General features: G+C 64.6%; 16 protein-coding genes. 7 read left to right on the top strand and 9 right to left on the bottom strand.

Translation table 11 applies throughout. The features are described from left to right. Positions 1-24 precede the first annotated feature (24 nt). Positions 25-1017 (bottom strand): hypothetical protein, encoded by a 993-nt coding sequence (locus tag KAZ48_05975; protein MBP7972328.1) that lies wholly within the window; start codon positions 1015-1017, stop codon positions 25-27. Between the two features lie 233 nt (positions 1018-1250). On the opposite strand from KAZ48_05975, the gene KAZ48_05970 reads away from it, so the two are divergent. Continuing rightward, complete coding sequence (locus KAZ48_05970; GenBank protein MBP7972327.1) at positions 1251-2528, top strand: AarF/ABC1/UbiB kinase family protein; 1278 nt, start codon at positions 1251-1253, stop codon at positions 2526-2528. 16 nt (positions 2529-2544) lie between these two features. Here KAZ48_05970 and KAZ48_05965 read toward each other — a convergent pair whose 3' ends face one another. The 3 genes from KAZ48_05965 to nudC all read right to left on the bottom strand — a co-directional run bounded on the left by KAZ48_05965 (position 2545) and on the right by nudC (position 6543). Further along, positions 2545-2874, bottom strand: a complete 330-nt coding sequence (locus tag KAZ48_05965; GenBank protein ID MBP7972326.1) for a WhiB family transcriptional regulator — start codon at positions 2872-2874, stop codon at positions 2545-2547. 437 nt (positions 2875-3311) lie between these two features. Beyond that, positions 3312-5444, bottom strand: a complete 2133-nt coding sequence (locus KAZ48_05960; protein MBP7972325.1) for an ATP-dependent DNA helicase UvrD2 — start codon at positions 5442-5444, stop codon at positions 3312-3314. A gap of 133 nt (positions 5445-5577) precedes the next feature. After that, positions 5578-6543 (bottom strand): NAD(+) diphosphatase, encoded by a 966-nt coding sequence (gene nudC / locus KAZ48_05955; protein ID MBP7972324.1) that lies wholly within the window; start codon positions 6541-6543, stop codon positions 5578-5580. A gap of 71 nt (positions 6544-6614) precedes the next feature. Between nudC and KAZ48_05950 the strand changes: the two genes are divergently transcribed. Together KAZ48_05950 and KAZ48_05945 are read left to right on the top strand one after the other, a co-directional pair. Further along, positions 6615-7853, top strand: coding sequence for an acyltransferase (locus tag KAZ48_05950; protein MBP7972323.1), 1239 nt, complete (start codon positions 6615-6617; stop codon positions 7851-7853). A gap of 6 nt (positions 7854-7859) precedes the next feature. Then, entirely contained in the window at positions 7860-8714 is an 855-nt protein-coding gene (locus KAZ48_05945) for an endonuclease/exonuclease/phosphatase family protein (protein MBP7972322.1), read from the top strand. Here KAZ48_05945 and KAZ48_05940 read toward each other — a convergent pair. Further along, on the bottom strand, positions 8711-11899 hold the full coding sequence (locus KAZ48_05940) for an ATP-dependent helicase (protein ID MBP7972321.1): 3189 nt from the start codon (positions 11897-11899) through the stop codon (positions 8711-8713). The two genes, KAZ48_05945 and KAZ48_05940, sit on opposite strands and share 4 nt — an antisense overlap. Then, complete coding sequence (locus tag KAZ48_05935; protein MBP7972320.1) at positions 11896-15057, bottom strand: ATP-dependent helicase; 3162 nt, start codon at positions 15055-15057, stop codon at positions 11896-11898. The genes KAZ48_05940 and KAZ48_05935 overlap by 4 nt, the downstream gene beginning before the upstream one ends. Before the next feature lie 75 nt (positions 15058-15132). Here KAZ48_05935 and KAZ48_05930 point away from each other — a divergent pair, with 75 nt between their 5' ends. Further along, the gene (locus tag KAZ48_05930) at positions 15133-17604 is read left to right on the top strand and encodes a flippase-like domain-containing protein (GenBank protein ID MBP7972319.1); all 2472 of its coding nucleotides are present in this window, start codon (positions 15133-15135) and stop codon (positions 17602-17604) included. Here KAZ48_05930 and moeZ read toward each other — a convergent pair. Together moeZ and KAZ48_05920 are read right to left on the bottom strand one after the other, a co-directional pair. Continuing rightward, entirely contained in the window at positions 17601-18773 is a 1173-nt protein-coding gene (gene moeZ / locus KAZ48_05925) for an adenylyltransferase/sulfurtransferase MoeZ (GenBank protein ID MBP7972318.1), read from the bottom strand. The two genes, KAZ48_05930 and moeZ, sit on opposite strands and share 4 nt — an antisense overlap. A 123-nt stretch (positions 18774-18896) precedes the next feature. Beyond that, complete coding sequence (locus KAZ48_05920; protein MBP7972317.1) at positions 18897-19823, bottom strand: alpha/beta hydrolase; 927 nt, start codon at positions 19821-19823, stop codon at positions 18897-18899. Between the two features lie 107 nt (positions 19824-19930). Here KAZ48_05920 and KAZ48_05915 point away from each other — a divergent pair, with 107 nt between their 5' ends. Further along, positions 19931-20557 carry a TetR/AcrR family transcriptional regulator gene (locus KAZ48_05915; GenBank protein MBP7972316.1) on the top strand — a complete coding sequence of 209 codons (627 nt, stop codon included), beginning with the start codon at positions 19931-19933 and terminating at the stop codon, positions 20555-20557. 117 nt (positions 20558-20674) lie between these two features. Beyond that, complete coding sequence (locus KAZ48_05910) at positions 20675-20899, top strand: DUF3107 domain-containing protein (GenBank protein ID MBP7972315.1); 225 nt, start codon at positions 20675-20677, stop codon at positions 20897-20899. A 37-nt stretch (positions 20900-20936) separates the two neighbouring features. Here the strand turns inward: KAZ48_05910 and KAZ48_05905 are convergent, their stop codons facing one another. Beyond that, entirely contained in the window at positions 20937-21623 is a 687-nt protein-coding gene (locus KAZ48_05905) for a hydroxylase (GenBank protein MBP7972314.1), read from the bottom strand. A 202-nt stretch (positions 21624-21825) separates the two neighbouring features. On the opposite strand from KAZ48_05905, the gene KAZ48_05900 reads away from it, so the two are divergent. After that, on the top strand, positions 21826-23102 hold a 1277-nt coding region (locus KAZ48_05900; GenBank protein MBP7972313.1), incomplete at its 3' end, for a DEAD/DEAH box helicase.

The following is a 23102-nucleotide window of genomic DNA, read 5'->3' as shown; positions in this document are numbered from 1 at the left end:
GTACCCGCTGGACCGTTGTACCCGCTAGACCGTTGTACCCGCTGACTGCTCGGGGGACGCGAGTTCTGACCACCAGCAGCCACACGCCCGATGTCGTGACAGGGGGCGCCGCGTCCACGCGTCGCCCCCTTCGCGCACTCCCAGTACGCCGCCGATGCTGCTCCAGCGTCGTGAGTCGCGAACCCGGGGATTCTCGGCTGCCATAACCGAACGCAGTTGCCGGATGGCCTCGGCCGCGACCAGCCAGGTCAGCACTGCATCGGCCTGTTCAGGTGCCTTCCCAGCGAGAGCCTGGTGCCTGCCGATCGCCAGCCAGTCCGGATCCCAATCCCGCTCGGCCAGTTGCTCGCAGCGCAAGCAAGGCGTTCGGCCCGGCAGCACCAATGGACCTACGCGAGCGCCGACCTCGCCCGTGCCGACGACTTGGTGCCGAACCCCGGCCCTGGTCAGTCGCTCGCTGAACGCCACCTCGATGCCATCCGCAGTTGCCCCGTCCAGCGCCAACACCGCCCACCGCGAGTTCTCAGTCAATGCGTCGGACAGCGGTCCCAATTGGGACCAGTCCGGGGTCATTTCGTCCCCGGTGCGGGTTGGCCGAGGGATGGGTATTGCTGGACCCGGCCGACCAAGAAGCGCCAGCACAGCGTCAGCCGTTGGGCCGCTGCCAAATACCGTGACTGGCGCGGGCGCATCAGATCGGGTAGCCGTCGCTTCGTCACACAGCAGGTCGAGTTCGAAGAGCCGCTGCAGCAGGGCCTCGGCCGTTCTCACATCAATGCCCATCGCCGATGCCTGCGCGAGTTGGTGGGACCACTGACGCGACCCATCGAGTTGGAGGAGCCAGACGCTCATCCGCTCGTCGACACCGTCCAGCGCTGCTCCGGCGCTGGACTCGCTGGTCACGCGCAGCCGCCCGTGAGCGGTGGGCACGAGGCCGACACCAGCTGCCCAGGCCGGTCGGCGTTGGGTTCTGGCGACGGAAGCAACGGAAGCAACGGAAACGGCAGAGCCAGACATGAAATCCCCCCGGATTTTGACAGATTCGCAGCGGAACTCCCCAAAATCCGTTCCGCGCTAAGGGCAACCTTGCCCGATCGGAGCCAAATCGCGTACCGGTCGTCCCCAGATCGGCGGTTTCAGTGGATGATGGGTGAGTGAGTGATGCCAGCGACCGAAAAGACACCGCCGAAAGTAACAAGGCGGAGAAGGACGCTGCGGTCCCGCAACGGGCGCTCAGACGCACCGCGCGCATGGCCTCCCTCCCGGTTGGATACGCCGGGCGTACCGCGCTGGGGCTGGGCAAACGACTAGGCGGTAAGCCCGCCGAGGCGGTCAACGCCCAGATCCAGGCACGCACCGCAGAGCAGATGTTCAAGGTGATGGGCGAACTCAAAGGCGGGGCCATGAAGATCGGCCAGGCCATGAGCGTCTTCGAGGCGGCACTTCCGGAGGAGATGGTGGGCCCGTACCGCGCGACCTTGACCAAGCTCCAGGATTCCGCACCACCGATGCCAGCCGAGACAGTTCACCGAGTCATGCGCGAGGAACTCGGGCCGGACTGGCGCGACCGCTTCGAGGAGTTCTCCGACGTCCCAGCTGCTGCGGCGTCCATCGGTCAAGTTCACAAGGCGGTCTACCGGGACGGCCGCGTGGTGGCGATCAAGTTGCAATACCCGGGCGCGGCAAAAGCTCTCATGTCGGATCTGAACCAGGCCGCCCGGATGGGTCGCATGTTCGGCAGCTGGATCCCCGGGCTGGACATGAAGCCCCTGATCGCCGAGATCAAAGCCCGCGTTGCCGAGGAACTGGACTACCTGCGCGAATCCCAGAACCAACGTCAGTTTGCGGTCGCGTTTGAGGGCGACCCCGACTATGAGGTGCCGCACGTTTTGGCCGCCTCCACCCGAGTGATCATCTCCGAATGGGTGGATGGGACCCCGCTGAGCAAAGTCATCACCGACGGGACGCCGCAGGAGCGCAACCGCGCTGGCACGCTCTATCTGCGCTTCCTGCTTTCCAGCCCCGCGAGGGCGGGCCTGCTCCACGCCGATCCTCATCCCGGCAACTTCCGGATGACTGCCGACGGCAAGCTGGCCGTGCTCGACTACGGCGCGTCAGCCGACCTCCCACACGGTCTGCCGCTAGCTGTCGGTCGCATCCTGCGGATCGCCATTGATGAGGGCGACGGCGACGCGGTGGTTGAGGGCATGCGGGACGAGGGGTTCATCAAACCTCACATTGAGGTCGACGGCGACGAGTTGCTGCGCTACCTCTTGCCATTTGTCGAGCCGATCCGTCACGACGAGTTCCACTACAGCCGGGAATGGATCCGCGGACAGTTCAGCCGCCTCAACGACCCACGCAACGGTGACTTCGGCGTGGGACTCAAGCTCAACCTGCCGCCTTCCTACATGCTGATCCACCGCGTTTGGCTCGGCTCAATCGGCGTGCTGTGCCAGCTAGACGCAACCGTCGCATCGCGCCAAGAAGTCGTCGAGTGGGTGCCGGGCTTCACGCACGAGGGCTAGCTGAAGGACTCCCGTGCTAGGCGACCCCGGACAGCCGCTCGTTGAGCCGCTCCTGCGCCGCCCGTGCCCGCTCATCGGCGTCTTTTCGGGGCCGACCCTTGGGCTTCTTCGCTGCGACGATCTCGCCCTTCTCGAATAGTTCGCCACCCCAAACGCCCCACGGCTCCTTGCGGGCCACAGCGCCTGATAGGCACGAGACCTGCAACGGGCAGGTGCGGCACAACTGCTGCGCACGATCGATGTCGGTCTGACTCTCGGAGAACCACAACTCGGACTCACGTGTACGGCACGGCACCACCCCGGGTGCGGCTTGGGCGGCGGTGCTGGCCAAGGCGAGAACGTTCATGATGCGTTCCCCTCCTTCTGTGATGTCCGAGTGTCTGGCGGTGATTGATCGGCGGATGTGCAGGTAGTTCGTAGCTGGTGCGCGGTTGGATGTCGTTGGGAATGAGAAAGGCCGCGGTCCCCGATGGGTGCCGCGGCCTCGATACTGGCTGGTGGGTCGGACAATTACGTCCGGCTGCCAACGAGGGGCGGTTCCAACGGCTTAGCGCCATAGGTCGGGAAAGTGCGCCAGGTCATTGCCTCGGCTTTGCCCGAGGCATGTGCTGATACGCGGGAGGCAACGGCACGGCCGACTGTGCGATACGTAAACGTCATGTCGTCGACTCCCTTCCTCCCGCCCTTGCGGGCTGCGCGTGTCGGGCATCATGCCCAAGGGGGCACGTTAGTTCATCGGTGCCTGATGCGTCCAACGACTTATTGGGGCGAATTAGTCCCGAGTCAGTCGGTTCGCAGAATTTGGAGGAGTTCCTCGCCGAAGTCGCGCAGTTTCATCGGGCCCAGACCTGGGATCGCTGCCAACGAATCCTCGTCCTGCGGAACCAGTTCAGCCAGCGCCTCCAGTGTCGCGTCAGTCGCCACGACGTAGGCCGGCACCGACTTGCCCCGCTCGGCACTGACCTTCGCCACCGTCTCCGTCCGCCAATCGCGCAACCGTTCCAGTAATTGGTCGTTGATTGAGCCTGGGCACGTCCGGCAACGGCCAACCGATCTTTCCCGTCCGGTCACCAGCGCCTTGCCGCAGATCCGGCAGCGGGCGGGTCGGCGGCTCCTGCGCCCACGCTTCGGACCGGGTACCGCGCCCCCCCGACTGCCTGAAGCGCCGGTCATCCCTACCAGGAATCTGGAGGGTCGGCGGTTTCGGCCGCCGGGAATCCGTGCCAACGCCCACGACATGAACAGGTGAGTACGTGCGCGAGTCACGCCGACGTAGAGCAGTCGGCGCTCCTCATCGACCTGGTCAACGGTGACGGCGTGGCTCATCGGCATGACGCCGTCGACGAGGCCAACCAAGAACACCGCATCCCACTCCATCCCTTTCGCAGCATGCAGCGAGGCCAGCGTGACGCCCTCGACACTCGGCGCATCCTGGGCTGCCTCGCGACGATCGAGTTCATCGATGACCTGCCGCAGGCCCGCGCCCGGCACGGCAGCAACGACCTCGTCGGCGAGCGTCACGAGCGCGGACAGGGACTCCCACGACTCTCGAACCGCGCCCACGTCCGAGGGCGGAGTGCTCGACCAACCAGTCGATGCGAGCACCGCCCGGACTATCGAGCCAACCTCGTCGGAGTCGTTGAGTTCGGCGGTGGCCGATGCGCGCGCGGCACCACGGATCAGGCTCACGGCCCGACGGACCTCGGGTCGCTCGAAGAAGCGGCGACCGCCGCGCACGGTGTAGGGAATGCCGGCGTCGGCGAGCGCGGATTCGAATTGCTCGGTGACCGCGTTGATGCGCACCAGAATTGCGATCTCTCTGGGCGAGGTCCCATCCGCAATGAGTTTGGCGATCTGCTCCACCGCGCCGGCTGCTTCGGACGGCTCGTCGGAGAACTCCCGAACGCTAGGCGTGGGACCGCTGGGGTTCTGTGCCCGCAGCCGCACGTGACCACCGCGTGGTGCCGAACCGGTGATGCGCACATCCGTCGTGCCCGGTGATCCCGCGAGCACGTGTTCGGCGACCTCGACGATCTCCGGCGTGCAGCGGTAGCAGCGGGTCAGCGCGATGGTGGTGGCGCCGGGATGATCAGCAGTGAAGCCCTGCAAATAGGCCGGATTCGCCCCGGCGAAGCTGTAGATCGTCTGGGCAACATCACCAACCACACACAGGTCGTCGCGGTCACCGAGCCAAACTCGCAGAAGTCGCTGCTGCAAGCCGGATACGTCCTGGAACTCGTCGACGGTGAAGTGCGCGAACGACGCCTGGACCTTGCGACGCAGGTCCTCTCGCTCTTCCAACACTCCGGCGGTCAGCAACAGGACGTCCTCAAAATCGATCTTGCGGGCATCGCGCTTGAGCCGTTCGTAATTGCTATAGACCGCGCCAGCCTGCTCGAGAGTCAGACCGCCGGGGCTTCGACGAGACTGGGCGGCGGCGACCTTTTGATAGTGCTCCGGGCCAACCATCACGGCTTTGGCCCATTCGATCTCAGTGGCGAGGTCGCGAACCGTGGAAGGGTCGCTGGCGATTCGTTGGCCCGACGCGGCGGCCGCGATAATCGACGATTTGGAGGCGATGAGGTCGAACATCTGACCACCGATCGCATCAGGCCAGGCCCACCGCAATTGCCTCAGCGCGGCTGAGTGGAAAGTCCGTACTCGCACACCGTTCACCCCGAGGCCGGCCAGGCGTCGCGACATCTCCCCCGCGGCCCGAGTCGTGAAGGTCACCGCCAGGGTTCTGGCTGGGTCGTGGCGACCGGTCTGGGCTGCGTAGGCCATCCGGTGGGTGATCGCTCGGGTTTTGCCGGTACCCGCACCGGCCAGCACCACCACCGGTCCACTGAGCGCCTCAGCGACTTGTCGCTGCTCAGGGTCGAGGTCTTCCAGCAGCGGGTTGGTCACGCAGGCCAGTGTGCCACCGGGCTCAGACAGCCCCGCTTTGGTCCGGTGCTGCTGGGGAAACCGCTACGCCACAGACCCTGATAACGCCGCTGGACGCCCGTCCCCGGACAACGCTTTCGAACACGGTTGGACCCGCGAGCTACTAGGGGCGCGACCATTCGCCGGGTAACTCGGAGCCATACCAAGCCTCAATCAGCCGTCGGGCGATTGAGACGTTGGAGGGGATCTGCACGTCGCCGCTGCTACAGAGCTCGAACAGTCGTTCGCGACTGAACCACTGGGCCTCGCCAATCTCGTCGCCGTCGGGCGTGGGATCGGCGCCCGAGGTGGCGGTGGCGTGGAATCCCAGCATCAGCGATGACGGGAACGGCCAAGCCTGGCTGCCTATGCCAACGATGGAGGAGGGGTCCACGATAACGCTGGCCTCTTCACCAACCTCGCGCACAACAGCCATCTCGGCGGACTCACCCGGCTCGACGAACCCCGCCAAGGTCGAGAACCACTGCGGCGCCCAGATCGCTCGCCGGCCGAGCAGCGCGCGGTCATCCGGGTCGCGAACCAGCACGATCACGGCGGGATCGGTGCGAGGGAAATGTTCGGAGCCGTCGTGTGGGCACTTGCGAACCCAGCCTGCCCGCTGGACCTCGGTGCCCTCGCCGCACATCGAGCAACGCTGGTGGCGTCGATGCCAGTTGGCCAGGCCTTGGATGGTGAGAAATACCTCCCGATCGATGGGATCGAGCAGGGCACCAACCTCGCGCAAGGTGGCTGCCCCCTGAATGCGCTCGGGCGGCTGGACGTCCAGACCGAACACCGCCGATCCATCCGGGCGATACCCCAAGAAGTACGCCTGCTCCAATGCGGTGTCGGGGACCTCGGTAGGTGACTGGTACCTGATGTGTCCAGGCTCGAAACCCTGCTCGCCAGTCGGAGCCGGGGCGATCACCGCCATGTGCTCACCGGACAGCCGCGCAACCACCGACGATGGATCCGCCCAGAGCCTGGCAAGTTCAGCTTGATCGGTGCGACGCTCTTCGGCTCGGTCAAGGACCACGGGTGCGACCCTAGACCACGTCCGGAGCAGCGGGACGGCCCGAGCACGAGCCAGCTGCCGAGGTCGCGACACCCGCGCGGGGGTGGCCGAGGCCGCACCCTGCTCGTGCGAGGATCGGTCGCGATATGAATACCTTCATCCGCCAGCTCACCGGGGTGCGGTTCGTAGCCGCGTTCTGGGTGCTGATGTACCACTACCAGCCCGCCCTGGCGACTCTTGGCGTGCTCGTTCCGGTAGTTCACGAGTTCATTCGGGTGGGATCGCTGGGCGTCGATCTGTTCTTCACCCTGTCCGGGTTCATCCTGTCCTACACCTACCTGCACAAACTGGGACCTGCGTTCAAGGCCCGCGCCGCTGGCCACTTCCTGTGGCTGCGGCTTGCGCGGATCTATCCCGTCCACTTCGTGATGCTCAATATTGCCGGGCTGGCCGTCGTCGCCCAAGGAATCGTCGGGTCAGAGGACGCTGCCGCGCGTAGTTGGTTGAACCCCTGGTCCTACATCAAGCAGCTACTGCTCATCCAGGAGTGGGGACCCAACCCCTCGCGCGGCTGGAACTTCGTCGCGTGGTCACTGTCGATGGAGTGGCTGGCGTATCTGCTCATGCCGTTCGTTGGACTGGTGCTCTGGCGGCTGCGCGATCGGGCACCGACCTGGTTGCTCGCGGTGTTCGCGTTCCTTTGCCTATCGCCGCTGATTTGGATCGGCATCACTCGAGACAACGACCCGTTCCTCACCATGAATTGGGCATCCTCGATCCGTGTGCTCAGCGAGTTCATTGCCGGTGGCTTCGTCTACCTGGTGGTTCGCAGACTCAACGGTGAGCATGGCCCCTCCGAGATGGTGCGAACGGCGGCGTTCTGGCTCGCCTGCCTGATCCCAATCGGCATCGTGGGACTGTCATTCGCGCTCGGGTCAATCGGCTCGCTGCAGTGGCCTGGCCTGGAGAACGAGGCACCTCGGGCCTACATCGTCATCGTGCCGTTCCTGGTCGCGTGGATTGGTGCCCTGGCCCTGACCGATCGAGGTCCCTCGGCATTTCTGTCCCACCGGCGGCTGGTACTCGGCGGGTTCATCTCCTACTCGCTCTACATGGTCCACATCGTCTGGTGGGGTCTGTGGCGCGCGGGGATGCGAGCCATCGGAATCGACGGTGGCCCGCTGTACCTGATCGGCGTCGTCGGTCTATTCGTGATGGCTATCGTGTTCGCCTACCTCATGTGGCGCCTGGTCGAGGAGCCCGCCCGCGAATGGCTGCGCAGCAAGATTGGTGCGCCAACCAAACCCATCGAAGAGGCGACCGAGGAAGCCGAGGAGGCCGGGCAGACGTCCCCGGGTTCGCCGGGTTCGGCGTCGGCGGGTTAACCGACTGTGCGGCTGGCGACTTTCAACATCCTGCATGGGCAATCGGTCACTGGACCCATGTCCTCGCCAGATGCGCACCTGCAGTCCACGACGTTGGGTCCGGAGACGGCTACGGAACTTGAGGCCGCGATCCGCACGCTCGACGCCGACGTGGTCGCGATCCAGGAAGCGGACGTCAACCAGCCTCGTAGCGGACACACCAACCAGCCCGAAGCGGTAGCGCGGGCAATGGCTGCGGTCGATTCATGCTTTGTTCCCACCGTGATCGGGACTCCGGGCGGTGCCGAGGGGTTCCGATCATCGACCGCTGAAGAGCGAGACGCCGCCGCGGACGGCAACGGGCATGGCCGTCGTTACGGCGTCGCGCTGGCGTCTCGCTATCCGGTGGTCGCGTGGCGTCGGGAAGTCTTCGAACCCGCGCCACTGTCGCTGCCATTGTTGGTCCAACTCGACGGCCGACCGAAGATGCTCAAGGTTCCAGATGAGCAGCGTGCCGCAATTGCGGCCACGATCGAAGCTCCGTGGGGGCTGTTCACGGTGGCCACGGCGCACTTGTCGTTCGTCCCGGGCTACAACGTTAAGCAGTTGCGTCAGATCCGGCGTTGGCTTACTGGCCTGCCCAGGCCGTTGGTGTTGATGGGTGACTTCAACCTGCCCTCACCCATCCCCGCCCGGATCACCCGATGGGATTCGGTCCTGCGCGCGCCGAGCTTCCCCGCCTATCGTCCACGCGTGCAGTTCGACCACATCTTGGTCGATGGAATCTCGCCGGACGCCCTTGAGCGGATGCGCGCGGGTGCGCAGGCCGTCGCGCTGCCGATCAGCGACCACTGTGCGATCACCGCCCGGTTGGAGCTCTAACGCTCGACGCTGGCCTGCTCCCCCCGAACGAGGGCCGCCAACTCTTCGGCAGTCTGCAAGTCATCGTGCCAGGTGACCTCGCTACGGCTCACGTAGAAGAACGCCGCCCGAATCTTGTCGGGATCGATCCCGTGGGTAGTGGCCAGCGCGATTCGGTAGACGGCCAACTGCAGGGGGTCAGAAGTCGTTCGCTCATTGGTCTTCCAGTCCACCACCTCCCAATCCTCGCCGTTGCGGTAGACGGCATCGATTCGGCCCTTGATGACCCGGCCGCCGAGCACGACCGTGAAAGGCACCTCGATACCCCACGGTTCTCGATCGGCAAACTCGCTTCGCCGGAACGCCTCCTGCAGTGCCGCCATGTCCTCGTCGGGCAAGACCTCGCCCTCTGCCGCGCCTGGTATCTCTTCAAACAGCGGCCGTTGGCCGAAACGATGTTCGACCCACTCGTGGAACCTGGTCCCCCGCCGGGCCCTTGCGTTGGGAGCCTGCGGCATCGGTCGGACAAGGTTGCGGGTGAAGCTCTCCCGGTCCTTGGTGATCGCCATCAATGCACTTGCGGACAACGTGTCGGGCAGCTGCACATGCCGCTGCTGCCCTGGTCGATTGCGCTCGTCCAACAGGACTTGGAGGTCGGCATCCCACTGATCGACGATGGTCTGATCACTCGGCGACAGCGTCGGGTCATCTGCGGGGGTGACCGTTTCGCGCACGTTCAGTGCGTCGCGCACTCGTTGCGCCGCGGCGGATCGGCGGGACGACAAAGCCGAGTCGCCCAGCGCGGGCCATTGGAACTGCTCGGTAGCTTCCAGCCGCGGATTCTTTGAGTCCGGCTCGGGCTCGGGGTGCCACGGGTCCTCCTCACGCGGCTGCAGGTAGGAATCGCGAATGGCGTAGAGGAATTCCGATGGGCCCCTTGTTTTGATCTGAGTCGGTCCCCACCAGTGACCCGACGCGAGCAACAACCGACGTGGACGGGTCGCGGCAACGTACGCAAGCCGCGTCTCCTCGTCCAGGACGTGGGTCTTCATAGCGGCCTTGTACGCGTCGTGGGCTTTGGTCCCGAAGCCCACCATCGCCGGCAAGGCCGCGCGATCCCCCCTGACCTCGGACGGGATCTGTGCCTGCGAACCGATGAACGTGCTACGGCTCTCCGTGGACGGGAAACTGCCCTTGACGACGTCAGCGACCACGACGACGTCCCACTCCAAACCCTTGGCTTTGTGGATGGTCATCACCTGTACGGCCCCGCTGGCTGGCACCAGCTCTAGGTCGGGCTGACCGCCAAACTGCTCGACCGACTCCACCCAGGCAAGGAAGCTGCCCAGGCTGGTGTCGCCGTCGAGGTCCTCGAAAGTGGCGACCAGACCTCGCACACCGGCCAGCGCTGCCATGCCGCGACTGTGGCTCGGGCCAGTCCCATTCGATCGCCACGCGGCCAACGCGACTTCGACGTCGAGGCCGGTCCGTTCGATCACTGCCTCGACCAAATCGACGAGCGGGTGTCCGACTGCAGCTCGCAGAGTCCGAAGTTCGGCAGTGAGGTTGGCGAATCGTTGGCGGGCATCCTCGGTGTAGGCGTAGATCGTGTCTGGACCTGGGTCTTCGACGGCCTCAATCAAGCTGACGACATCGACCGGGTCTGAGCCTGCGATGGCGTCGGCGAGGGCCGAGTCCAACCGCGGGCCATCAGGGTCGGTCACAGGTGAGGAGAAGGTCGCGGCGTCGCGAGCAAGGTAGTCCGCTCGTCGGCCCAGGATCGCCAGATCGCGTGCGCCGATCCGCCAGCGGGGTCCGAGCAACAGCCGCAGCGCCGCCGGGTTGGAGGTCGGGTCATGCAGCACTTGGAGGGTGGAGATGACATCGACGACTTCTGGCTGGGCCAGCAATCCCTCCAAAGCAGAAACCTCGGCAGGAACACCGCGAACGTGCAAGGCATTGACGATTGGTTCGAAGTCCTTGCCCGCTCGACACAGGACGGCAATCCGCTCGGGTTCCACTCCGGCGACGACCTGCTCCGCTATCCGCTCGGCTATCCACTGTGACTCCTGCTCGTAGGTGGTAAATAGCGCGGCCCGGATCCCATCGGATGGAGTCAAGCCTGCGTCGTCGATGCGTGGTCGCAACGTCACCACCGAGGGGTTTGCGTCCCGCAACGGTTCGGCCAGCCGATTCGCCACGTCGAGGATCGCCGGACCTGAGCGCTGGCTGATGCTCAGTTCGCACGTCCGCGCCGGATTGCCTCGCGTATCACCGAACAAGTCGGGGAACTCGTCCATCGCCTGCACACTGGCGCCACGCCAACCGTAGATTCCCTGTAGTGGATCACCGACCGCCGTCACCGAGTGTCCGCCGCCGAACAGGCCGGACAGCATCCGGGCCTGCACGATCGAGGTGTCCTGGTACTCGTCCAACATCACCAACTGCCAACGCTCACGACACGTCGCCGACACGTCGGGGTGGTCGAGCGCGAGTTGCGAACCAAACCGCAACAAGTCAGCGAAGTCGACCACATCGGCCGCCAACTTCGCGGCGCGTAGCTCCTCCACGACGGCAACGAGTTGGACTCGCCGCTCGGCGATGTCGCGCGCATTGCGGTCGGCGGCGACGGTCTTTTCCAGGCCGTTGACCTGTTCGATGAATCTCTGGTCGCTGTCGCGGACTTGTTGTGCGGTGACCACGTGCTCGGACATCTGCTGGTCCAAGGCAATGACATCGCCGACCAAGCCACCGGGTCCTTTGCCGAAACCCGAGAGCGGTAGGCGAGTGTCGCGTAGGACTCGGTAGGCGAGGTGGTGGTTCTCGTTGTCGGCCAGCATCCGTGCGCCCGGCTCAACCCCGAGCCGCAGCCCATGCTCGGTCACGAGTTGATGAGCGAACGAGTGGTACGTGGAAACCAGAGCTTCGCCAGGGAAATCATCAAGCCTGTCCAGCAACTTGCTGATCCGGCTGCTGAGTTCAGCGGCTGCCTTGGTGGTGAACGTCAGCCCGAGGGCCTGCTCCGGATCGATGAAGCCATTGCCAACAGCCCAGACCACGCGGGCCGCCATCACCGAGGTCTTACCCGACCCTGCTCCCGCGACGACTCGCAGCGGTTTGGTCAGGTCGGCAGTCACTGCGGCAAGTTGCTCATCGGAGAGGCGGTATCCGACGACGTCGCACAGGCGGTCGATGGACAGACTCATGTGGTCACCTGCTCACCGAGCGATTGGGCCGGACACACCAAGAGGAACTGGCAGTTACGACACATTCCGCTCACCGGATCAGGGGTGAACCGTTCCGAGCGAACGATCTCGACCGCCTCAGCAAGACGTTCCTTGACGGCCTCGACATCAATAGGGGGCTGCACCTGCACTTTGGGTAGGCCGGTCCTGGCCACCGGACTGCGCAGCTGCACGAGTTCGGCGCCGGCAACCCCGTTGTTGTCGGTTCGATCGTCGAACGCGTGCTCCTCACCGGCCAGTTGATACAGCGACAACTGCAGATGCTCGGCGACTTCCGGCCCAGTCGGTGGCTTGCGCCCGGTCTTCAGGTCGACGATATGCAGCATCCCGTCAGAATCGCGCTCAAGGCGATCGATCGAGCCGTTGACAGCAACCGCGTCGTCGGCGATTTCCAGGTTGGCTGCGAACTTCAACTCCGTCGCGACAACCTTGCGATCAGGCTGCGCCTCGTGCCAGCGTAGGAACAGATCGAGCGCCTGCCGGATCGCGACGAGTTCCTCCTGCGCCTGCCAATCAGCCTCGAACCCGAGGCCAGCCCACACTTGTTCCGCGCGCCCAACCAGCACGTCGGTGTCCGCCGCGAGCTCACCGCGAGCGACGGCGTCCGCGAGCGCGTGGACTACCGAACCAAACGCTGGCGCGGAGCCGCGCGTGACAGCCCCCTTGACCTCTCGGTCAAGGAACCACGACAGCGAACAGGAATCGATACCCGTCCACGCCGATCCGGAGAACCGCAGCGGCTCAGCTGGATCCCGGACAGGGTGGTCGTTGTCAGTCCACTCAGGGATACCCCACCAATTTGTGGGATCGGCAGCGACAACGCCCTGCCCAGCCAACATCGCGAGTCGATCGGCAGCGACTGTCTTGCGAGCCTCACTGGCCTGCGGATCTTCAACCTGCGAACGAAGCTCAGCAACCAGTGCCGGCATCGACAACGGATCGGCCAGGTACCCACCCTCGTGGCGGTTATCGACATCGGGCGAAGCTGCGACCGCCTCCAGGAACCGCGATGGTTGCGCGCCGGAATCGTCGAAGGACCGCACCGCTGTCACGGTCAGCACTTCTTGGGCACGCGTGCACGCGACGAAGAACAGTCGACGCTCCTCGTCGAGCATGTCCGCAACCGTCTTCGGCGCGACGAGCCCGGTGACGTCCAACCGGTCGGTTTGCAGCAACGATCCCCGGATACGTAAATCGGGCCACTGTCCTTCCTGGACGCCAACGACGTAGACCCGGCGCCACTGCAGGCCCTTGGCCCGGTGTGCCGTCATCAGTGCCACCGCATCCCGGGTCTGGACTGCGCCGGCAGCCATCGGGGTGGCCAGTGACTGCCGATCGAGTTCGGCCAGGAAGTTTCCGACGCCGCGTCTGCCGTCGAAGGCGGCATCGGCCCGGGACGCCAGCCCGAACAAAGCCACGGTCGCATCCAGATCCCGATCCGCCACCCGACCGCCAGCGCCTTCGCCCAACGCTGCCTGCCGCAACCGTTGCGGCCACGAGGTTGCTGACCAAACCGTCCACAGCACTTGCTCGACCGCCTGATTGGCGGCGATGGCCTCTTGCGCGGCGTTGATGATGCGCGCCAAGTGGCGGACCGGCTCGGCGCTGCGGGCATCCACCTCGATGAGCAGCGCGGGATCGGCTATCGCGTCCCGAATCAGGTCAGCTGAACTGCGGGTACTCGGCAGCGTCTCGCTCGCGTCCAGCCCTCGCAACGCACGACCGAGTCGACGCAGGCCTGATGGATCCATGCCAACGAGCGGTGACATGAGCAATCGACGAGCCCGATCGGCGGTCAGGACCTCCGGCGTAGCGGCAACGCGCAATACGTCGAGCAGCGGCGCGATGCCCGGCTGGGCGCGCAGCGGGATGTCGTCGCCGGGAACCGCCACTGGCACACCGGCGGTGAGTAGTGCCTGCTGCAGCGGCGCTAGGTCGCGGGCCGATGAGCGCACCAGAATCGCGATGTCTGACCAGCTCTGGACATCGCCCCGAAGTCGAGTGCGACGAACATCGTCGGCCACGCTGGCTGCCTGCGCTGCGATCGAGTCGAAGGTCAGGACCCGAACGTCGCCTCGCGTCGGAGCAGTACAGGACGGCAATCGATGCGCCTTCTGAATTTGCGCTGGCAACGTGCCCAGACTCACCCGGCGGATCACCCGACCAGCAGCGTCCCTGATGACCTCGCCGAAGCGGCGGGTCTTCGACAAGACCTCAATGGGAGTCGGGTCGCCATCGACGGTGGGGAAGTCGTCGCGGAAGCGCAAGATCCCGCCGACGTCGGCCCCGCGGAATCCGTAGATCGCCTGATCCGGATCACCCACTGCCACCAAAGACGTCATCGGCGTCGTGATGTTCTGCAGGAGGCGAACCTGGGCAGCATCGGTGTCCTGGTACTCATCGACAAACACTGCTTGATAGCGATTGCGCAACTGCTGTCCGATATCGGGCACGCCAGCCAACGCAACCGCACGGTGGATTAACTCTGCGTAGTCCATGACCCCCTCTGCATCGAGCACGTCGAGGTACTCGTCGAGGAACCCGGCAATCGAACTCCATACCGGTACACCTGCCTGGTCGCCCAGAGCAGCAAGCTCCGGTGCGGTGATGTCCAACGCCTGTGCCTTCGCGATCAGCTCGCGTACCAGTGCCGCGAGACCCCGCGTGCCGATTGCGGGCTCTAAGTCCGCCGGCCAGGAAACGCGGCCATCCTTGATGGAGTTGGTCAGAAGTTCACGAACGCGGTGCTCCTGCTCCGGTCCCGATAGCAACCTGGGCGGCGCCTGAAATGCCGCTGGATCGGAGAACTCCCGAACGAGCGAGTAGCTATACGAGTGGAACGTCGACACCAACGGCAGCGCCCCACCTTGCAGGCGTCGGGCGATGCGGTCACGAATCTCGTCGGCTGCTTTGCGACCGAAAGTCAGGACCAGTAACTGCGCCGCTGGCACGGGATCGCCGTTGGTGCCCGCCAATTTGGCGGCAACGGCCTCGACGATGGTCGTCGTCTTGCCGGTCCCTGGGCCGGCCAGAACCAGCAACGGACCCTGGTCATGCGCCGCCACCCGCTGCTGATGTACATCAAGGTCAGCGGGTGAGGAGAGGGGTATCGAGGGCACGTCGAGAACAACCACAGGGCAACACAACCACGGGTGTCCGACAATCGGCCCACTGCATCTGCGACGATCCACAACGTGTCCGACACGCATCCGGACGTCGAGTCGACCGAGGGGCAACCGTCCGAATCGGCCGCCGCGGCGACTACCGGCCCGATCACCGCCGAACGGCGGGCGGTCAGTGGCGCCGCGACACTGGTCATTGAAGGCGATGTCATTCCCAGACGGCTTCGCCGCCCCGCCGACCTGATGCGCCTGTTCGGCGTGGTCGCAGCGACGGCATTTGTGTTCGCTGGCGCCTACTTCGCGTCGAGTACCGCCACCGGATTCGACCAGGATGTGTCGCAGGTGTCCCGGCAGATCCCGCAGCTGCTAGTGGTGCTGGCCAACCTCATCGGCGGACTGGGGATCATCGCACTACCCATTGCCACGGGCATCGATCTGCTCGTCCGGCGTCGTGGGCGGCAGTACCTGGAAGCACTGGGCGTCCTGCTCGTGGGAATCGTGATTGTCTCGCTGCTGGCTGTGTGGGTGCAGCATTCCGGCAGCAGCCGCCTGCTGCTCGCCCTCAACGGTCGCCCGACGAGCAGTGACGTGGCACCACTTGCGGCACTCATCGCTGGCACCGTCGCGTTTATCACCGTCGCTCGCTTGGTCGACCGCACCCGGTGGGCGATCGCGTCGGGTGCGATCGTCGTGGCGATGTTCCTGGCGTCCATCGTGGCTGGTGGCATCACGATCGCCGCGTTGACCATCTCCACCCTGCTGGGTTGGGCGTTGGGACTGCTGGCCCGGTACGTGCTGGGAACGCCCACGACCCGACCGGCAGGTACCCAAGTTGCGGCCGCGCTCGATCGTGGCGGGTTCCCGCTGACGGTATTGCGCGCATCGGCAGAGACGGCGGGCGGGCGGCGGTACTCCGCGACTACGCGGTCGGGCGAACGGATGGAAATCCTCGTGCTTGACCGTGATCTGGAAGGCGCGGGCCTGGTCCGGGCGGCGTGGCGATCGCTGCGCTTACGGGAGGAGGGCGGCAGTGCTGGATTTTCGATGCGCAGCCGACTCGAGCACGCTGCCCTGCAGTCCTACGCCAGTCAGGCCGCCGGTGCACCGGTACCGAGGTTGGAGGCGGTCGCCGAGGTCGGTCCCGACGCTGCGCTCTTGGCCTACGCCCGCGTCGAGGGCATGACCTTCGCTGAAATCGGCGGGACTTTGACCAACGATGACCTCGATAGTGCCTGGCGAGCGGTCCGCACCTTGCACGAGGCGGGCATCTCTCACCGAGCATTGACCGCCGAGAACATCTTGCGTGATCCCAGTGGCGGCATCTGGCTGATGGATCCGGAGGAAGGGTCGGTCGCTGCCGGCGATGTGGCCGAGCGGCTCGATCTAGCGGAGTTGCTTTGCACGCTGGCGATGCTGACCGATCCAGATCAGGCAGTTGCCAGCGGTCGCCGCGTGCTGGGCAACGATCGAATCATCAAGGCGCTGCCCGCGCTGCAGCCGGTGGCCCTCACGGCGGTGACGCGGCGAGCGATCAAACGACGTAAGGACATTCTGGTCACCCTGCGCGAGAACCTGGAGGAACTCACCCCGGACGGCAGTCCGGACACGATCCAAATCGAACGACTGCGGCCGCGCACAATCATCACCCTGATCCTCGGAACCGTCGCCGCGTACTACCTCCTGATTCAAGTCGGCTCGATCGACGTCGCGACCCTCTTCAGCGATGCCAAGTGGTGGCTTGCCGCAATCGCATTGGTGCTCTCCGCCGCCACCTACATCGGCGCGGCGATGTCGCTGGAGGGGTTCGTCCCTGAACGACTGAAGTTCTTCCGGACCTTCCAGGCGCAACTGGCTGCCTCGTTCGCGACGCTGGTGTCACCACCAACTCTGGGTGCGGTCGCCGTCAACGTTCGCTACCTGCAGAAGGCCGGTGTCCATCCGGCGCTGGCGCTGGCATCGGTCGGGGTCTCGCAGTTGATGGCGTTTGTCATGCACCTACTGCTGATCCTGGTATTCGGCGTTATCGCTGGCCGATCCAGCAAACTCGACATCCCGACCATTCCGGACTGGGCCGTGGTCATCGGATTCGGCCTGGTGCTGTTGGTCATCGTGCTGTTGCTGCTGCCAGCGAGCCGCCAGTGGGTCATCAAGAAAGTGCTACCGATCTTTCGGCAGGTCGGCCCACGACTGCTAACGCTGGCCCAGCAACCACTGAAACTGCTGACAGGCATCTCCGGCATCGTTTTACTCAACCTCGGCTACTGCTTCTGCCTGATCGCGTGTGTGCGGGCGTTCGGGGGCGGCGGCGAATGGGCGGCCATCTGCATCGCCTACCTGGTTGGCGCAACCGTTGGCCAAGCCGCACCAACACCCGGTGGACTCGGTGCCGTTGAGGCGGCCCTCACCGCGGCACTGGCCGCCGCCGGTGTTGAAGCGGCGGTTGCGGTCTCAGCGGTGCTGCTCTTCCGCATCTTCACGTTCTGGCTGCCGACCCTGCCGGGCTGGTTGTTCTTCAACCGCATGACCAAGAACGGCTACCTCTAGTAGCTCGGCTGACTCGGATCCACTTGGTTCACCCACGCGGCCACCCCGCCACCGACGTGAATCGCGTCGGCAAAGCCAGCCGCCTTGACCAGCGCCAGCACCTCGGCTGACCGCCCACCTACCTTGCAGTAGAGAACGGTTGGCTTGTCCTGTGGCAGCCGACTCAACGCGTCACCCATAAGGAACTCACCCTTGGGGATGAGGTCCGCGCCGGGGATACGGGAAATCTCCCACTCGTTCGGTTCGCGAACATCAACAAGGTAGAACGCGTCATCGCCGCGCTCGCGGGCTGCCAGCATCGCCTTGAGCTGATGAACCGAGATGGTCGACTCCTTGGCAGCGTCAGCGGCCTCGTCGGAGATCGCACCGCAAAACGCGTCGTAGTCGATGAGCTCGGTGATGGCCTCGGCGTTGGGGTCTTTGCGAATCTTCAGCGTGCGGTAGGACATCTCCAGTGCGTCGTACACCATCAGGCGCCCGAGCAGCGGCTCACCGATGCCGGTGATCAACTTGATCGCCTCGGTCACCATGATCGATCCAATGGACGCACACAGCACTCCGAGAACACCGCCTTCAGCGCAGGACGGCACCATGCCCGGCGGCGGCGGCTCGGGGTAGAGGTCGCGGTAGTTGGGACCGTGCTCGGCCCAGAAGACGCTGGCCTGACCTTCGAAACGATAGATCGAGCCCCACACGTAGGGCTTGCCCAAGATGACGCAGGCATCGTTGACCAGGTAGCGGGTCGCGAAGTTGTCCGTGCCGTCCAGGATCAGGTCGTAGTTGGCAAAGATCTCCAGGACGTTGCCCGAATCCAGGCGCTCGTTGTGAACCTGGACGTTGATGTGCGGATTGATCTCCAGCACCGAATCACGCGCCGAATCCGCTTTGCTGCGGCCGATGTCACTCTGGCCGTGGATGACCTGCCGTTGCAGGTTGGACTCGTCCACCTCGTCGAACTCAACGATGCCGATCGTGCCAATGCCAGCGGCCGCCAAATACATGAGCGCCGGGCTGCCCAGTCCCCCAGCACCGACGCATAGGACCCGGGCGTTCTTCATGCGCTTCTGGCCAGTCATGCCGACGTCGGGAATGATGATGTGGCGGCTGTAGCGGCGTACCTCGTCGACAGTCAGTGACTCGGCAGGTTCCACCAGAGGCGGCAGGGACACGGGTACTCCTGTAGTTGGTGCGGTTGTGGACTATTGGTGCGGCTTCGCAGGCATTAACGGTGACATGAGCGCCGATGTTCCCGCCAACCCGGGTCGGCGGGTCAGCAGCGGTGATCGCGCAGATCAACTCGCAGCGATGCTCTCTGCCATTTGATGCCAGGCCGACGCCACGACCTCAGGGTGTTCCATCTGGGTGACGTGACCGGAGTCAGGAACCACGACCACGCGCGAATTCGGGAACGCCTTGGTCGCGCGGTGAGCAGCCTTGGGGTTGACCAACTTGTCGTCGCGCCCGTAGATCAGCAGCACCGGCACCTTGATCGTTTCGGCCAATTTCCACGGTCGCTGCTCCGATCGATCGAAGTAGGTGCTGATCAGGCCCCGAAGGGAAGCGAGCATGGCTTCAGTTGCATGCGGCAGCCGTTCGCGAGCCTTTGCGTCGACGACCGCCTCGGCCATCCGGCGCGGATCAACGCGGTCCATGTTGGCGTAACAAATGTCCAGACTACGCTCAACCCGCCATTCGACATCCTTGGTCTGCAGCCGTTGCCAGAGGCGCTCGCCCACACCGGGAACGGCTGTCAACGGCATGTGGATGTTGGACAGCCGTGGCGCGTACTCCGGCATTGCCGGCGAGACGAGGGTGAGCGAGCGGATCAACTCGGGGTAGCGCGCGGCGAACTGCACAGCCGTTGCGCCGCCTAGCGAGTTGCCGAAGACGTGGACAGGTTGCCCACCGAAGCGAGTGCGAACCAGCATGGCAACAGCGTGCGCATGGGCCGTGAGCCGGTAGTCACCGTCCGGCGGTGGCGGCGAATGACCAAAACCTGGCAGGTCCGGTGCCACCGAATCCAGCTCGGTCGCAAGCAGATCCATCAGGTCGGTCCAGTTCGTCGCTGAACCGCCAAGCCCATGAATGAAGACCGCGGGCGCGGGATTTGGTCCAGTCGGGGCAATCGATCGGACAAAAAGTTCCTGCCCACCTACGTCAATCAACGCCCCCGGGTGCTGCGCGACATAGTCACTGCTGGTCGCGTCGGCTTGCGTCATCGGTATGACCCCTCGCTCGTGTCCGGTGATTCGTGACTTGTTCGTTGCCGCGAGTATCACCTAGATACTGCGTGAAGAATAAGTTACCGGCCGGTAAGGTAGGCCACATGACGGTAAGCGCGGATACTCCACGTGCGACGCGTATGCCTCGTTCGGCCCGGCGGGCGCAGTTGCTGGTGGCGGCCAGGCAGATCTTCGTTAACCAGGGCTATCACGCCGCCGCGATGGATGACATCGCCGTGCGGGCAGGTATTAGCAAGCCGGTGTTGTACCAACACTTCCCGAGCAAACTCGATCTCTACCTCGCACTCCTGGACAGTGGCGCCGAGGAGATCATCGCCCTCATGCGTGATGCGCTGGCCAGCACTCGGGACAACCGCACCCGGGTCACGCGGGCAGTCGAGGCCTACTTTGAGTTTGTCAACGATTCAGCAGAGACTTTCCGCCTGCTTTTTGAGACGGACCTGTTCAACGAAGCCGCTGTCCGCGAACGGGTGCAACACACCGACAACGAGTGCGCCAAGCTGTTGGTCGACGTCATCGCCGAGGACACCGGCATCGGCGAGGACGAGGCACTCATGCTCGCGTTTGGCCTCATCGGCATGGCCCAGACCAGCGCCGTGCGTTGGCTGCGCGACGGTCGCAGGATCCCCCGCGACAAGGCTGCGTGGCTGGTATCGCGAATGGCTTGGCGAGGAATTTCCGGGTTCCCGCGGTCGGCGGAAACAAAGTAACCTCATAAGGTGTTGACGATGACTACAGCGAAACCAGCAAGCACCCGCAAGCCCCGTGCCAATGCGGCCGCGACCAAGCGTGCCGCCAGTGGCTCAACAAAGACCGGGAGACGATCCGTGGAGATCAAGATCGGCGTGCAGTACTCACCTCGCGAGATCGTGGTCGATGTTGAGCAGGATGCCAAGGACGTATCCAAGGCACTCACCGAGGCGATCGAAGCCGGCGGAACGTTCAACCTGACCGATGTCAAAGGCCGTCAGGTCCTGGTGCCAGCAGACAAGATCACCTACGTCGAGATTGGCGAGCCCGCCAAGGCCAGGGTCGGGTTCGGCGCCAGCTAGCCAGATTTGCCGCCAACCCCTCGCCTGGTGACCCGGGTCAGGGTGAGAGACCGAGTGACCGCATGCGCTCGGAATGGGCATCGGTCATGTCAGCGAACATCCTGGTCAGGTCACCGAGGTCGCCGCCGCCGCCAAGCACCAACTCAACCAATGCCTCGCGCTGGACGGCCACCCGCTGCGACTGAGCCAGCACCTCGCCCATGAGGCGACGACCCCACAACGCCAACCGACCGGCGACCACCGGGTCGCTAACGATCGCATCCCGAACGGCCCCGACCACAAACTCGGAGTGCCCGAGGTCTGAACACACCTCATTGACCAGTTCCTGGGTTTGCGGGTCCAGGTACTGGGCGACGTATCGGTAGAAGTCCGCCGCGATCCCGTCGCCGACGTAGGCCTTGATCAGGCCCTCCAGCCAGTCGGCCGGGGCAGTCGAGACGTGGAAGCCGTCGATCGCGTCGACAAAAGGTTCCATTGCCGCTGCCGGGTCAGCGCCGATCTCGATGAGGCGGTCGCGCAACAGTTTGTAGTGACCGAACTCAGCGACTGACATCTCCGCAATCGATGCGCGGTTCCCGAAGTCAGGCGCCATGGACGCATCTGCAGCGAGCCGCTCGAAAGCCTGCAACTCACCGTAGGCAAGAGCACCCAGTAGGTCGACCACTGCCTCTTGGTAGAGGGGGTCGTTCCAGTCCAATTTGATCGATGACTGCCCAGGTTCCATGCTCGCCAGCGTAGTGCGATTCAGTGGGCGCGTAGAGTGGGTGCATCAACATGCGCAGAAGCAACCGCGCAACGCGGCTTGGCCGCGCCTTATCCAGGAGTATCCACTGACCTCATCAACATTCGCAGACCTCGGGGTTCACCCGGCCATCTGCGACGCCCTGTCAGCTGCAGGGATCAACGAACCGTTTCCCATTCAATCGATGTGCATTCCGCTGGCGCTTGAGGGCAATGACCTCATCGGCCAAGCAAAGACCGGAACTGGCAAGACGCTCGGCTTCGGCATTCCGCTGCTCCAGCGCCTCAATGCGCCCGGCGAGCTCGAGAACTCAGCCGAGGCCAAGGGCGCTGCCCCGCAGGCTCTGGTCGTGGTCCCGACTCGGGAGTTGTGTGTGCAGGTCGCCAAGGACCTTGAGCTCGCAGGCTCGCAGCGCGGCATCCGCGTTCTCAGCGTCTACGGCGGGCGATCATACGAACCGCAGGTCGAGGCGCTCGTTCGCGGCATCGAAGTCGTCGTCGGAACGCCGGGCCGACTCTTGGACCTGGCCCGACAAGGGAAGCTTCGCCTCAACGAGGTGAAGGTCCTGGTCCTTGACGAGGCCGACGAGATGCTCGACATGGGATTTCTTCCCGACGTCGAATCAATCGTCTCCCAGGTTCCCGCCAACCGGCAGACGCTGTTGTTCTCCGCGACGATGCCCGGCCAGATCGTTAACCTCGCTCGCCGGTACATGACCAGCCCCACCCACATTCGGGCCAGCGATCCCAACGACGACAACATCACCGTCGATGCCATCGAGCAGCACATCTGGCGTGCGCACGCGATGGACAAGCCGGAGATCATCGCCCGGGTTCTGCAGGCCAAGGATCGCGGACTAGTGATCGTCTTCTGCCGCACCAAACGCACTACCCAGAAACTCGCAGACGACCTGACGGACCGCGGGTTCGCGGTCGGCTCGGTCCACGGTGATCTGGGCCAGGGCGCTCGCGAACAGGCGCTGCGGGCATTCCGCAACGGCAAGATCGACGTGCTCGTCGCGACTGATGTGGCTGCCCGGGGAATCGATGTTGAGGGCGTCACCCACGTGATCAACTACGCCTGCCCCGAAGACGAAAAGATGTACTTGCACCGCATCGGACGAACCGGTCGTGCAGGTGCATCCGGTGTGGCGGTGACACTGGTCGACTGGGACGACGTCCCTCGGTGGTTGTTGATCAACAAGGCCCTGGGTCTCGCATTCACCGACCCGGTGGAGACGTACTCGACTTCCGCTCACATTTTCACCGGCCTGGGCATCCCCACCACAGCGACGGGTCGACTCCCGCGTTCATCTCGGACCCGGGAAGGCCTCGGCGCAGAGCAGGTCGAAGATCTCGGCGAAACCGGAGCATCGGCCGGTCGTCGGTCAAGTACCAACGACGGCGCGCGATCGCGTGACGGCCAAGGCCGGTCCAGCTCACGATCGGGTGGTTCACGATC

Source organism: Candidatus Nanopelagicales bacterium, from assembly GCA_018003655.1.
In the GTDB taxonomy this organism is placed as follows: domain Bacteria; phylum Actinomycetota; class Actinomycetes; order S36-B12; family UBA10799; genus JAGNDY01.
The sequence above is the reverse complement of the archived record's forward strand: the minus strand, read 5'-3'. Positions and strand labels throughout refer to the sequence as shown.